14 protein-coding genes are annotated in these 14,111 nt (G+C 35.0%); 2 read left to right on the top strand and 12 right to left on the bottom strand.

Going from position 1 to position 14,111, the window contains the following annotated elements:
* Positions 1-266 precede the first annotated feature (266 nt).
* The 10 genes from AS161_RS03195 to AS161_RS03150 form a co-directional block, all read right to left on the bottom strand.
* Positions 267-1,025, bottom strand: coding sequence for an amino acid ABC transporter ATP-binding protein (locus AS161_RS03195; protein WP_164541756.1), 759 nt, complete (start codon positions 1,023-1,025; stop codon positions 267-269).
* A complete protein-coding gene (locus tag AS161_RS03190; RefSeq protein WP_011994220.1) occupies positions 1,022-1,672 on the bottom strand; it encodes an amino acid ABC transporter permease in 651 nt (216 codons plus the stop codon). Before AS161_RS03190 ends, AS161_RS03195 begins: the two co-directional genes overlap by 4 nt.
* 85 nt (positions 1,673-1,757) lie before the next feature.
* Positions 1,758-2,510 (bottom strand): basic amino acid ABC transporter substrate-binding protein, encoded by a 753-nt coding sequence (locus AS161_RS03185; RefSeq protein WP_164541755.1) that lies wholly within the window; start codon positions 2,508-2,510, stop codon positions 1,758-1,760.
* Positions 2,511-2,584: 74 nt separating this feature from the next.
* Positions 2,585-3,352, bottom strand: a complete 768-nt coding sequence (locus AS161_RS03180; protein ID WP_011994218.1) for a hypothetical protein — start codon at positions 3,350-3,352, stop codon at positions 2,585-2,587.
* A gap of 25 nt (positions 3,353-3,377) precedes the next feature.
* Complete coding sequence (gene glyS, locus AS161_RS03175) at positions 3,378-5,396, bottom strand: glycine--tRNA ligase subunit beta (protein ID WP_164541754.1); 2,019 nt, start codon at positions 5,394-5,396, stop codon at positions 3,378-3,380.
* Positions 5,393-6,262: a glycine--tRNA ligase subunit alpha gene (locus tag AS161_RS03170; protein WP_011994216.1), complete on the bottom strand. Its 870-nt coding sequence runs from the start codon at positions 6,260-6,262 to the stop codon at positions 5,393-5,395. Before AS161_RS03170 ends, glyS begins: the two co-directional genes overlap by 4 nt.
* Positions 6,263-6,295: 33 nt before the next feature.
* Positions 6,296-7,180 carry an AEC family transporter gene (locus AS161_RS03165; RefSeq protein WP_011994215.1) on the bottom strand — a complete coding sequence of 295 codons (885 nt, stop codon included), beginning with the start codon at positions 7,178-7,180 and terminating at the stop codon, positions 6,296-6,298.
* A 26-nt stretch (positions 7,181-7,206) separates the two neighbouring features.
* Positions 7,207-8,613 (bottom strand): hypothetical protein, encoded by a 1,407-nt coding sequence (locus AS161_RS03160; protein WP_164541753.1) that lies wholly within the window; start codon positions 8,611-8,613, stop codon positions 7,207-7,209.
* The gene (locus AS161_RS03155) at positions 8,595-8,822 is read right to left on the bottom strand and encodes a hypothetical protein (protein ID WP_011994213.1); all 228 of its coding nucleotides are present in this window, start codon (positions 8,820-8,822) and stop codon (positions 8,595-8,597) included. Before AS161_RS03155 ends, AS161_RS03160 begins: the two co-directional genes overlap by 19 nt.
* An 83-nt stretch (positions 8,823-8,905) precedes the next feature.
* Complete coding sequence (locus tag AS161_RS03150; RefSeq protein ID WP_164541752.1) at positions 8,906-9,658, bottom strand: C40 family peptidase; 753 nt, start codon at positions 9,656-9,658, stop codon at positions 8,906-8,908.
* 109 nt (positions 9,659-9,767) lie between these two features.
* Here AS161_RS03150 and AS161_RS03145 point away from each other — a divergent pair, with 109 nt between their 5' ends.
* Together AS161_RS03145 and AS161_RS03140 are read left to right on the top strand one after the other, a co-directional pair.
* Positions 9,768-10,718 carry an alpha/beta hydrolase gene (locus AS161_RS03145; RefSeq protein ID WP_164541751.1) on the top strand — a complete coding sequence of 317 codons (951 nt, stop codon included), beginning with the start codon at positions 9,768-9,770 and terminating at the stop codon, positions 10,716-10,718.
* A complete protein-coding gene (locus AS161_RS03140) occupies positions 10,712-11,719 on the top strand; it encodes an alpha/beta hydrolase (RefSeq protein WP_011994210.1) in 1,008 nt (335 codons plus the stop codon). Before AS161_RS03145 ends, AS161_RS03140 begins: the two co-directional genes overlap by 7 nt.
* Positions 11,720-11,880: 161 nt before the next feature.
* On the opposite strand, the gene pepV is transcribed toward AS161_RS03140, so the two are convergent.
* A complete protein-coding gene (pepV, locus tag AS161_RS03135; protein WP_164541750.1) occupies positions 11,881-13,275 on the bottom strand; it encodes a dipeptidase PepV in 1,395 nt (464 codons plus the stop codon).
* 251 nt (positions 13,276-13,526) lie between these two features.
* The gene (locus AS161_RS03130; RefSeq protein WP_041256924.1) at positions 13,527-13,820 is read right to left on the bottom strand and encodes an extracellular solute-binding protein; all 294 of its coding nucleotides are present in this window, start codon (positions 13,818-13,820) and stop codon (positions 13,527-13,529) included.
* Positions 13,821-14,111: the final 291 nt, after the last annotated feature.

The following is a 14,111-nucleotide window of genomic DNA, read 5'->3' as shown; positions in this document are numbered from 1 at the left end:
TCATCACTACTAGTTAACAACTTCCTTGTAAGTGTTTATTTTGTGTTTAATTATTAAATATGACAACTTTTTAAGTTGTGTATTTGGACTATTTATATTTTAGCCTAATATTTTATCATAAAATTTTAAGATTTTTTAAATTTTTAAATTGATAATTTTAAGAAAAAAACGTTGATTGGGTTAAAAAAATTACAATAATTATTAACAATTACAATAAAAAATACCAATGCCAGTTTCGGTATTGGTATTTTTTACTTAGCTCTGTATTACAGAATTCTTCTCAAAAATTCCCTTGTCCTTTGTTTTTGAGGATTTTTGAGTATTTCTTCAGGTGTACCTTCTTCTTCTATCACGCCATTGCTTATGAATACTATTCTATCCGCCACTTCCCTTGCAAAGCCCATTTCATGTGTTACAACTAACATTGTCATACCGCTGTTAGCAAGATCTTTCATGACATCTAATACTTCACCGACAAGTTCGGGGTCTAATGCGGATGTTGGTTCGTCGAATAACATGATTTCTGGGTCCATCATAAGTGCCCTTGCAATTGCCACTCTTTGTTTTTGACCACCGGAAAGTTGTTCTGGGTAAGCGTCTATTTTGTCAATTAGTCCAACTCTGTTTAAGAGTACCTTTGCTTTCTCGATAGCTTTACTTTCTGGAATTTTTTTGACTTTCACAGGTGCAAGTATAAGGTTTTGTAATACACTCATGTGCGGGAATAGGTTAAATTGCTGGAAAACCATCCCAATTCTTGTTCTGAGTTGGTTTATGTCGTATTCATCAATGTCTTTGCCATCTAGATATATTTTTCCACCTTGATAGTGTTCTAATTTGTTTATGCACCTTAATAATGTGCTCTTCCCACCACCACTTGGCCCGATGATGACTATTGTTTCTTTTTTCTTAACTTCCATATTTATGCCCTTTAGAACTTCGAGTTTTCCAAAGCGCTTTACCAAGTTTTCTATCTTAATAATTATTTCTTTCCCGTTTGATGTGTTAATCGTTGTGTTGTTCATGCTGTTGCCATCCTCCTTTCGATGTATCTGACAAGTCTTGATATGACAAATGTCATGATGAAGTATATGAAGGCTATACCGAAGTATATGGAGAATGTTTGGAATGTTCTTGATATAACGAATTGTCCACTTCTCATTAATTCAGAAACGCCAATTACAGAAGCAAGCGAGCTGTCTTTTGTGAGTGTTATGAATTCATTTCCAAGAGCTGGGAGTATGTTCCTAAAAGCTTGAGGGAGGATGACGTATCTCATGGCTTGCCAGTGGGTTAATCCAAGTGAACGAGCTGCTTCGTATTGACCTTTGGGGATAGATTGTATTCCTGCCCTAACGATTTCCGCAATGTACGCTCCGCTGTTTAATCCTAAAGCCGTTATTGCTGCAGGATACGGGGCTAATTGTATACCAAGTTGCGGTAAGCCGAAATATACTATGGATATTTGGACAAGTAGAGGTGTGCCTCTCAAAAATTCAACGTATGCAGTACATGGGTAATTGATTAATTTTATTTTTGAGAGTCGCCCCATACCGATAAATGTTCCCAATATAAGACCTATACCGACCGAAAATGCTGTTAACTTGAGTGTTTCCCATGCTCCTAAGAGTAAATATGGAAAATTCTTGAGTAAATCGTTTAGTTCCTCCACAAGCCTTCCCTCCCCAAAAAAGATAAAAAATTAAAAGATAAAAAACGAAATAGCCCCCACAAAATATGGGGGCTATAGATCGTGATTACTCAAACCACTTTTGTAATAATTTGTTGTACTGTCCAGAACCCTTCATTATATCCAATGTCTGGTTAACGAAGTTTAGTAATTCTTTATTTCCTTTTTTAACTGCTATTCCATACGTTTCGCCTGTATCCACAATTGAGCTTATGGAGAATTTAGAAAATTTCTTTACATAGGCTTTTGCTGGTGCTTCATCAAGAACAACCGCGTCAACCCTTCCATTTTGAAGTTCAAGGAACGCGTCTGTGAATTTTTGGAATCTTACAACATTTATGCCGGTGATATCACTTACAACTAAATCGCCTGTTGTACCAAGTTGGACAGCTACTTTTTTGCCAACAAGGTCTTCTAGTTTCTTTGGTTCAAATTTTGAATCTTTCCTAACAACTATCGCTTGGTTTGCTTCAAAGTATGGTTTTGAAAAGTCAACAACTTTCGCTCTTTCTTCCGTTATCGTCATTCCGGCAATTGCTAAGTCAATTTTTCCTTGTTGGAGTGCTGGAATCAAACTATCGAATGGTAAACTGACAATTTCCAGTTTTACTCCTAATCTTTTTGCAAGTTCCATAGCTATGTCGATGTCAAAACCCACAACTTGATTTTTTTCGTCAACAAATTCAAATGGTGGAAATGTTGGTTCTGTCCCTACAATTAATTTGCCACGTTGTTTGATTTGAGTTAGTGTTTGAGCAAATGATGTAACTGTGAGAACAACTAATAAAACAGCAATTACCATGGTAAAAAATTTTTTCATACTATCCCCCCTCCTTTAGTTAAAGTGATTATAGTTTTTCGAATTTTTTATGTTAGTTTTGATAGATCAAAAAATTAGAATTGTGCAGAGATGTTCCATGTGATCTGAGATGTTCTAAGGTCATATGTTCCTAAAGCGTTTATAAAGCTTAATATTGCTCCAAGACCTACTTTCCAATTTCCATCAAATCCTTGCGAAACATAGATATATGCAAAATCAGCTGGTAGTGCAAGTTCAAAAGAGTATTTGAAGTTTCCATTCATAAGTTCTGAGATTGTGCCACTGTAAAATCCGAATAAAAAGTATCCAGTATCTTGTGATTGTATAATTAAATTAACTTGTGCGTTAGTCCAATCAAACGATTCATTAAGTTTGAAGTTTCCATTTTCTTTAATAATAAGATCATTTGGAATGTATGAAAGCTCAAATCTTGACCATGAAGGGAATAATATACTAGTTTTTCTAAATCCGCCAAGCCCAAAAGCTATTTTTGGTTCAGAATATGCTGACATATCAGTTAATGAATCGACAGTTGTAGTTGCCTTTGCTGAAATAAAAAATCCACCAAAAGCTATTCCTAAGCCTACATGTACAGTTTCATTAAATTCAAGGTCAGGATATTTTGTAAATGTTCCTATGGAAAAATTGATAGGTCCAAGTCCTAAATGTCCTTCGAGTCCAATTGTGTATTTTCCTTCTTCAGCACTTGGGAAGGTGATAGCTCTTACAAAATATGGTTGATTAACTACTCCACCCGGGTTTTCTACAGATAATGTACCAATGGTAAATGCAAACGATAAGTAAGTTAAAAATAGAATAACTGACGCAACGGTTTTCTTCATAATACTTAACCCTCCTTTTAAAAATTTAGTTTTGTGAATGCTCTATAAGTGTTAAATCCCCAATTTCCATAAATAGCATATCGATATTTTTTAAAAACCCTAGTCTATTCATTCTTAGATCTTCATCTTCGCACATTACAAATACTTTGTCAAAGTATTCATCAATATACGGTCTGAGTTCGATTAGTTTCTCAAGTGCATTTTCGAAGTTTAAGTGTTTGATTGCATCTAAAACGAGGGGTTTAACTTCTATGTATTTTTGGAGTAACTTTTTCTCTTCTTCTTCCACGAATTTTGCGGAGTCAAAATGTTCCGATATGTGTTTTTTGGATATGTTGTGCACTCTTTCAAAACCAACTAAAAGATGTTCGAATTCTTCTTTTTCAAGAAGCTTGTAGATGGCTTTTGCTGATAGTATGCCTCTTAGTGGCGTTGACCAAAGGTGTTTTACTGCTCTGGCTATGTCGTATCTTACATTTGAGTTGTACAATTCAAATCTGTTCTCAAAAAACTCTATTAAAGTTGTTGGTAATTCTTTACCTAATAACTCTGCTGCTTTTTCGAGTAATATTTTTAAATCCAAATCCCAAGAGAACTTTTCAATGATTGAAAAAATGTCATCTGTCTTGCTTCTCAATCCGTATGGGTCTTTAGAACCGCTTGGTATGTTTCCAATGATGAAGTTACCAACAATAGTGTCTATTCTGTCAGCTATTCCAACAACTGCACCTTCCACTGTCGATGGATTTGAGCTATAATGCTCTTCAATTCCATATGCAATGTTTTCTGCTTCTCCATCTTTTAACGCATAAATTCTTCCCATAATTCCTTGAAGTTCTGGGAATTCATAGACAACATGCGTTCCAATATCCGCTTTACAAAGCTTTGCTGTCCTTAATATATTATCACTTATTTTCTCTAATTCCAAAATTTCTATTATTTTTTTCGAAAGTTGTTCAATTCTTGATATTTTGTCGTATAGCGTTCCAAGTTCTTTCTGGAATACAATTTCTTTCAATTTCTCGTTAAATGATTCAAGCTTAAAATGAATATCTTTTTCATAGTAATATCTTGCATCTTCGAGCCTTGCGTTGATAACTCTTTCGTAACCTTTTTTAGCGTTTCCAAGTTCATCCATTGGCATGTCGATAAAAGCAACAAATGTGTTTGTTATTTTATTGCCACTGTGTACTGTAAATGACCTTTGGTGGTGCTTTATTGTTGTTTTTATCAGTTCCTCTGGCAATGTCAGGTATTTTTCTAAGAATGTTCCTGAAATTAATTTTGGATATTCTGTGAGTATCGCGACTTCTTGGATTAATTCTTCATCTTTGTCAATTGTGTAACCGTTCGTTTCGAATTCCTCGAGTTGTGACTTTATGAATTTTATTCTGTCTTCGAGTTTTGGTATCACATAGTATTTGCTCAATTTGTCAAAGTAGTCTTGTACCGAATTGACTTCGAAGTATTCATCCATAACAAATCTATGCCCAACTGTTTTATTAGATGATTTTATCTCAAAAATTTCCATTTCAACTATTTTTCCGTTAAGTAATGCGAGCACATGGTGTGGTATTCTTACAAATTCGTATTTCCCATCTGCCCACTTCATCGGTTTTCTGAATTTGAGCGAAGTTATTATCGATGGGACTGTAACTTTTAAAAAATCTTCTATTGGCAGACCATTTTGTGTTTTAGTAATGTACACATAGTTATCTATTATTTTGACTTCTTCAAGTGTTGAATTGTTCGACTTTAAGAAACCAAGCAGTGCTTTTGTTGGTTTGTTGCTTTCGTCAAATGCGATGTTCACAGCTGGGCCCTTTTTTTCGATATTTTTTTCTGGGGTGCTGTCTGGTAAACCTTCGATTACAAATCCAAATCTACGCGGTGCCACAAAGATTTGGAATTTTTCGTAATTTATACCTTCATTGCTCAGTGTATTTTGAATTTTATCGGAGAGTTGCTGAATTAATCCATTTATTTCCGTGGTTGGAAGTTCTTCTACGCCAAGTTCGAATAGAAATTCATTTGGTTTGCTCATTTTTGTTCACCTTCCTTTTCCTGTGTCTCTTGCATTTCAACGAATACTTTCGCACATTTACTCGCCATTGTGCGTATGTCTCTAATGTAAGTTTGCCGTTGGGCGACGCTGATGGCGTTTCTTGCGTCAAGTAAATTGAATGTGTGCGAACATTTCAAAAGTTGTTCGTATGCGGGGAATATCAATCCTTTTTCCGCTAACCTATCGAATTCTTTTCTGTATATTTCGTAAAGCTTGAAGAGAGTTTCTACATCTGCTTCTTCAAAATTGTATATCGAGAACTGTCTTTCATTTTCTTTGAAGAGTTCTCCGTACTTTACATCTTTATTCCACATGACATCGTAAACATTATCGACACCTTGTAAGTACATAGCGATTCTTTCAACACCGTATGTTATTTCAAGTGGTATTTCCTTAAGAGCTATTCCGCCAACTTGTTGGAAGTAGGTGAATTGTGTGATTTCCATTCCATCAAGCCAAACTTCCCACCCGATACCCCAAGCACCAAGAGTTGGAGATTCCCAGTTATCTTCAACAAATCTTATATCATGTTCTTTCGGATTAATACCAAGTGCCTTGAGTGATTCAAGGTAAACTTCTTGAGAATTTTTTGGATGTGGTTTTAATATTACTTGGTATTGATAAAACCTTTGCATTCTATTTGGATTTTCTGCGTATCTGCCATCTGTTGGTCTTCTGCTTGGTTGGACAAATGCAACGTTCCAAGGCCTATTTCTTAGCACACCAAAGAATGTTGATGTATGGAATGTGCCCGCGCCCATTTCCATGTCGTATGGTTGTTCGATAAAACAACCGTAATTCGCCCAGAATTCGTCTAATACTTTTATAACATCTTGTAAGTACATCTCGTCAGTCCTCCTCTCAGTTCTTTTATAATTTTAAAATATTTTTTCTAATACAAAAGCCCATATTGGTAATGTTAATAGAGAAAATAGTGTTGTCAAAGCGACTGTTACTCCAGCTTTTGGTGTATCTTTGTGTTTGAATGTGTTTATAACAACGACGCTGTTCACTCCTATAGGCATAGCGCTTTCAAGGACAAATACTTTCGCTTCAAATGGGTTTAATAGCAACGCGAATAATGTCATTACTAATGGTATGAATATCAATCTTTCAAAACTTAGCAAAACGTAGTCTTTCATGTCATGCCAATCAAATTCTATGCGCGAAATAGATAGCCCTACTTGCAAAAGTAAAAATGGTATAGCCATATCTCTAAGCCAGTTGAAACCCGTTAATATTCCTTGTGGAAGTTGTTTGTATGAAATACCTGCAAAACCTAAGCCCCATCCTAAGAATATCGCATAAATAAATGGGAGTTTCAATGCATTCTTAAGCTCTAATTTTCCACTTATCATGCTTGGTAAGAATGTACTTCCAAATAACACGTTTACAAAAGAATAAACTACACCTAAAGCTAAGGCTTTTTCGCCCCATAGGGCTAATAGTACAGGGTAACCCAAATAACCTGAGTTAACGTAAACATTACCTGTGAAGAATATCTCTTTATGTTCTTTGTGGGCTTTTGATATTAAATACGATATTACGAACATTAAAGCGAATCCAGCCGTGTACCTAAGTAAAACATCGATTTTAGGGATGTAGTCGTTCATGAAAGTGAATGTGATTAATGGTGCCATCAGCCAAGTTGCGATTTTGTTGAATATCCCAATTTCTGAATCTTTAAAGATTTTCCCGTACAAAAATCCAACGAACATTAGTAAGAACGATGGAAGAACCGCATTGAAACCTTCTTTGAGCATTATTTACAACTCCTAAAATAATTGTGTTAGAAATTAAATTCAAAGTTTAATCCAACAACCAAGGAGAAAAATGGTATGTTATTACCAGATACAGGTCTCATAAGTGGTTTTTTAACGTTGTCTGTGGTAACTTCGGTAAGTTCTGATTTGTTCCAGATGTATCCCAAAGATGTATTTAGCCATATGTTCAGCCCATCTAATATTTTGAATGAGTAATTTGCGTTTCCAACAAGTCTGTGCTCAAGAACCGGATCGTCGAGTAAGTGTGTTCCTTCCTTGAATGTTGTCAAATCATTCCAAGGGTTGACTGGGGAGCGTTCGCCTAAAATTACGTATTCTAAAGAAGTTTTCAAATTACTGATAAAATTTGGAGAGTAATTAATCAAAAAAGTAAGGTTGTTTTCACCGTATTTGTAACCTGCGTACAGCAATTCTAATGGAAATATTGTGTTTGTCCCATTGTAAGTGAAATAGTGGAAATATGTGTATCCATAGTACATTTGGTTTCCACTTTCCGAAGATGGTTGGAATGTGTATTTCGTCGCTCCAGCGTGGTGTATTTCTATTTTACCTACGTTGGTTGAAAAACTTCCACCAAACGACCATGCGATTTTATCCGGATTTTGGTATGAATCTGGGTGTAAAAATCTGTTCATGTTTATATCGTCGATAAGAATTTGTGTGTAAAGATATTTTTCCTTATCTGAATAATCCCCAAAAAATCCCATTATAAAATTTGATTCACCCAAACCTTCAGGGTACGGTCTACCTGCGCTGTTGACATATTGGATAAAAAAGCCGGGTATCGGATTAGCAAAATACTCAAAATCGAAGTTCTTTCCAATGTATACATTTACTTCTTCGTATCCAAATCTAATATTTGGGAATTTTACAGCGTAAACTTTGTAATTTGCGCTTCGGTATTTTTCTTGTAAGTTCGATGAATTAATCAGGTTGTTTAATTCTATCCATCTTGTAACGTAAATAAATTTATCATCTTCGTATCTGTATTCAAGAGTGTTTCTTGGATAATTCACAGATGAAACGAAAAGTGAATAAGGTGATTTGACCATATCACCAAGGTGTGTTTTTCCAAAAGATATTTTCGAGTTTCCGAGGTTAAGCGATATCGAGCCATCGTTTATGTAAAAATAAAATCCACCGTAGTAACTTTCGGAAAATGGGTCATTGTAGGCTTTGTTGTTTAAAAATGATACATCTGCGTTGAAGTGGATATTTTCAGATAAATAAGTTAAATTTGCGATGAACTCAAAGTACGTTTTAGGAGTGTTAGAATTATAAAGCGAAAATATGCTATCGCCGTAGTTGTATATAGCCGAAGTTTTTACTTCTAAAGAAAAAACGTTCAGAGATAAGAGTATGATGAGTGCTATAGATAGGATAAGATTTTTATTTATCCTTCTTTTTTCCATATTACGTTCCCCTTGTAAGTTACTAGTTTAACTTCTTCAGGGATTGACACCCCGGCGTTGAAGGCTTGGATTATGACATCTGTAGGTAAAGACGTTTCAAACCATATCTCTTCTATTTTTATTTCTTCCCAACCTCTTTCAGCAAATCTTAAGATAACTTTTTCAACGGCTTTTCTGTATTTTTCTATATCAAGTTCGTATTTGCCCATCTTTATCCCTCCAATTACCATTTTATTTTATAACACTTATGATTTTACCATATATTCTATGATACGTTAATTGCTTTATTTAATTATCCAGTTATTCTCCCGATTTTACGGATTTTGCTTTTCAGATAACTCCCGTAATTTTCTCTATCCAAATCGGTTATATTTACGCACATATCATGACCGTTTGCGTGGATTATTTTGTTATTTCCGATGTACATCATAACGTGTCCTTCCATGAATAATAAGTCTCCTGGTTGTGGAGTTTCAATTGATTGTAAATTTTCTTCTTGTTGATTAGCATCCCTTGGAAGAATTATGTCAATTACATCGTATACTCTATTTACAAAACCTGAGCAATCAAAACCATACGATGATGTGCCTCCCCAAAGATACGGTACTCCTAAGAATTGTATGGCGATTTCCATAGGCTCAGTTGATTTATAGAATGGTGTATCGACGAGTTTATAAACATTACCGTTTGGTAAGTAAAATTCAGTATATTCTGAAGAACTGTTAGTGTACAATCTGCTCCCAAATGGTAAGAGGTACTCTATGGCTCCGTAGCTTTTACAAAATGGTACGGAAATTTTTACCTCGTTTAATTTTGAGAAATCTTTGTATTCTTTTTCATCCAATATGAATAATGTATGTTTGTTTACGTATCCGCAGTAATTTAGTCTAATGTCGCAGGCGTAGATATAGTCGTTTTGTTTGATATTGTCGTTTTCATCTTTTATTAAAACTACTTCACCAAACACCAATTGATGAATTCGTTCACTTCTGAATTTCGGTTCGGAACGCATATCGGAGACAGGATACTTTACGATTCCGTACATTGTCTTAAGCCTCCTTAAGCATTGTTATGAATTTCAATATATTTTACCACATTTTAAATGATATAATTGGATGAGAAATAGATAGAAATAGATTTTTGGAGGGTATTAGATGAATAAAAAGAACATATTGTGGAGTGTAAAAAGCAAGTTGATTTTATTCTTTAAGATGTTATTTTACATATTTTCTATATTTTTGGCTTTTTGGAATTTTTCTATTTTTGTTTTCATAATCTTTTTGGTGAATATTCCAATCCTTAGAAAATCTATTTTCGGTAGATTACCGAATGACCCAAAAATGCCTACTTGGAAGTATGCAGAATCTGTAAGGTATACAGAAAAAAACTCGCTTGATATATTTTATCCAGACCTTGAGAGACTCAATTTGACAAAGTTTAAAGGTATAGTAGTCTTTGCCCACGGTGGTGGGTGGATTAGTGGATATCGCAGACAACCGAATAATATTTCTTGGTACAGGTATCTTGTTAGCAAGGGATTTATTGTGGCTACAATAGATTATACACGCGGTTATAAGGCTGGTATTGAAAAACTTATAGATGAACTTATAGAAGCGGTTGATTTTGTCATGAAAAAGTTTGAAAATCAGCATAAGATAGCTCTTATGGGACTTTCGGCTGGAGGTCATCTCGCGCTTCTCACAGCGTCACGCATTCCGGAAAAAATAGAAAAGGTGATATCTTACTATGCGCCATGTGATTTGTTAGATATTTGGGAATCACCTTCTTTATTCGCAAGGTTTGCTTCTGCGACAACGTTGAAGCGATTACCGAGAAAATCGAAAGAGGTATATGAAAAATATTCGCCTGTAAATAATATTCCTGATAATTTTCCAAAAACACTCTTAGTCCATGGATTAAGAGATACTGTTGTACCTTATGTTTCCTCAGTTAAAATGTTTAAAAAGCTAAGAGAAAAAAAGATACCTTCCAAACTTTTGCTCCATCCATATGGTAGTCATGGATTCGAATTTGTTTTGAGAGATGAAAAGACGTTAGATATGATTGAAAAAACTGCTATGTTTTTGGAGGGAGATGTATGGTAAGTTTTGAATATGCGGGTAAAGTAGAAGAATTTACCCAAGGATATATATTAAAAGCTAAAAAATTCAGAGGTTCATACGTAAGATTTAAGACACTTTACCCAGAACCGATAAAAGGTACTGAAATAGTTGAATATTACTTATTTGATCCAAAGGACGAACCTGTTGGGATATTATTTATACTCCATGGACTTGGAACTTCGAATATACCATTCTTGCTTTGGATGGCAACGCATTTGGCAAATGCTGGAGTTAGGGTGGTTGTACCTATACTACCTGGCAATTTTACGCGAGTTGCACACGGTTCAGTAAGTGGAAAAGATTTCTTCGATTCAGATGTGGAAAGGGCGACTAAATTCTGGGAACAATCTGTCGTTGATGTTTTAACGATAATCGACCATGTCAAAAGTCAACGTCTATGGATTGATAACGCTTATCTATTTGGTTTTTGTTTGGGCGGAATGATTTCTGTTATGATTAACGCTATCAGAGATGAATTCAAAAAGACGATACTTATGACCGTTGGTGGTGAGATGTCGACTTTAATGTGGCATTCACCTACGCTTGCGTTTTTTAGAAGAAGTGTTGAAAAATTGAAAGAAACGGGAAAGATAAAACACTTTATTGAAGACCAAAAGAAAATGAAGGAAATCTTCGAAGAACAATTGAAAAGTTTAAAGAGTTTTAAAAGCGTTCAAGAAATGCAAAATAGCGATATACATCCATATTTAAAATTAGATCCAATTGCGTATGCTCAGTTTGTTGATACTAAAAAAATTATATTTGTTGAAGCTCTTTTTGATAAAGCCTTACCGCTGAGAAGCAGGAAGTTACTATGGTATGCGCTTGGTAAACCAAAAAGGTACATAATTCCAAGCGGGCACGTAACGTGGTTACCTCTTCAATTCTTCATCGCAAGGTTTATACTTATGAATATGGGCATTAGGGAATTCAAGAAGCAAATGGAAATTTTAAGGAAGATAGAGCTTGAAGAAAAGAAATAAAAGAAATACTAATATCCGGGCCAACCAAAGTCAACACTTCCGCCAAATTCAAATTGAAGTTTTTTACATAAATAAACACTAAAATAGCACAATTTTTAGAAGAAAAACAGGGGATAAATCCATAATCCCCTGTTTGTTTTTCGATATGTCGATGTTTTATCTTATTCTGTGAGCCATCTGTATATTAATTTGGTGTATATTCTAATGAATTTTTTGAAAGATTCTAATGACCAATTTTCATTTGGTTCATGCATGTGTGTTTCTTCGCCTGGGAAAACAGCACCATAGGCTACTCCGTAAGGTACACTTCTTGCGTATGTGCCACCGCCTATAGCAAGTGGTTGTGTTTCGTCTTTGGTTTCTGAATAGTATATTTCCATAAGTGTTTTAACTAAGTCGCTGTCTTTTGATACGTAAAGCGGTTTGCTGTAACTCATCTGTTCAACTTCAAATCCTTTCATTGCTTCTTTGATTTGGAGTGTTATCATGTCTACGTTAAAGAATATTGGATGCCTTATATTTATTATTGCTTCGATTTTTCCATTTTCTAATTTCAGTACTCCGAGGTTGCACGTTAGTTTTCTACTTACGTCATCCTGACCTGAGATACCAAGTCCTATTCCGTAATAATCTTTTCCAAGCTTTTCGTAAAGCATCCTTATTGTCTCTGTCTCAGGACCTAAATCCAGCCTCGACAGTAATTCCAACATACCACCTGCAGCGTTTAATCCAGCTTCTGGGTGTGCACCGTGCGCAGATTTCCCAAGCGATTTTATGGTTATTTTATTTCCATCAATTGAATATTCATATCTGCAGGCGCTTTTGTAATTTTCCACAACATATGCTATTTCCTTAACTTTGTCACTTTCGATAACGGCAATGCATTCTTCTGGTACAACATTTGCCGCTGTTCCAGCTTTAAGTTCAACAATTTTTGTGCTGTAATTCTGAGACATGTTTTTGCTTATTTTATAAGTCACTATACCTTTTTCTGCAAAAACAAGCGGGAAATCACCATCAGGAGTTACTGCGGCATCAGGATAAGGTTCTTTCGTAAAGTAGTATTTCAAACATTTGGAACCATTTTCTTCGTTTGTCCCGAATATTATTCTTACTCTATTTTTTGGTTTATCAACCAATTCAGAAGCTATCTTCAAAGCAAATAGTGCACCTATACTTGGCCCTTTGTCGTCTGAAACTCCCCTTGCGTACATCTTCCCATCTCTAATTGATAATTTGTATGGATCTGTTTCCCATCTTTCTAAATCTCCTTCAGGTACAACATCTAAATGACCAAGCACGGCGTAGTATTTTCCATCTTTCGAACCGTATTCAACATGCCCTGCGTAGTTATCCACATTTACCGATTCAAAACCAAGTTCTTCTGCAATCTTCAATGTCTCTTCCAAAGCTTTTGCCGGACCTTCGCCAAATGGCATTCCTTCCTTCGGCTCTCCCATTACAGACCTAATAGCGATAACCCTATCAAGTGCCTTTAAAATACTATCAAAGTGCTTATCTACTAATTCTTTGATTTTTCCATCGATGTTTTCCATTTATTAGCCCTCCTTTTCATGTATGTGCCTTATAGATTTTACACGGTTTTACACAAGTATTATTATAAATCTTAAATCAATTTAAAACAAAATGATTTTTAAAATCATTAGTCTATGTTTTTGGTTTTAATTTATATTTTTCGCTTACTTATTCAATTATAATAAAAAAACCACACAATTACAAATATTGTGTGGGAATGGTGTGATACTACAAAGATAACACAAATATGGGCAAGAGACTAGACGACTTATTAGCGTTTTGCCACACTTTCTCTTTCTATAAAAGGCTCATCAACAGTTACTAAGTCATAGTCTGTCTTATCTGGCGCTACACTCACACCAATTTTTTGGAGCAAATTTCCGGATGGAATTAATTCAAGTACAACCTTTATACCTGTGGCTTTCTCGAACTCAGGCAATCCCTCTTTAAGTGCTTGTGTCAGTGCGTCATCCCAAGCAAGAACTTTGATGGTTGTATTGTACGGCGCACCAAAAACCAAAATCGCCATAAGGGCAGCGACAAGCAGAAAAACCGTTCTCTTCATATTCATGTTCCACCCTTGAAAAAGTTTTTGTTACCACATATGTGGTAACGTTATCACAATTTAACCACATTAGCGTAGAAAAAACGAAATTATTTTATTGTTATTTTTTGATTTATGAACTCAATAACGAGTAAAGAATTATATAATCTTTTGAATTTTGCCGAATATCTCAAAAAAATGTGGTAACGTTAAACATATTATCGTAAGAACAGCTTAATTCACGAATATAATATGTTATAATTTAATTGGCCTGATTAATTTATCCGGTTATTGAAATTTATCTGTGAAAGG

This window comes from Fervidobacterium sp. 2310opik-2 (genome assembly GCF_011057735.1).
GTDB classification, from domain to species: domain Bacteria; phylum Thermotogota; class Thermotogae; order Thermotogales; family Fervidobacteriaceae; genus Fervidobacterium; species Fervidobacterium nodosum.
The sequence above is the reverse complement of the archived record's forward strand: the minus strand, read 5'-3'. Positions and strand labels throughout refer to the sequence as shown.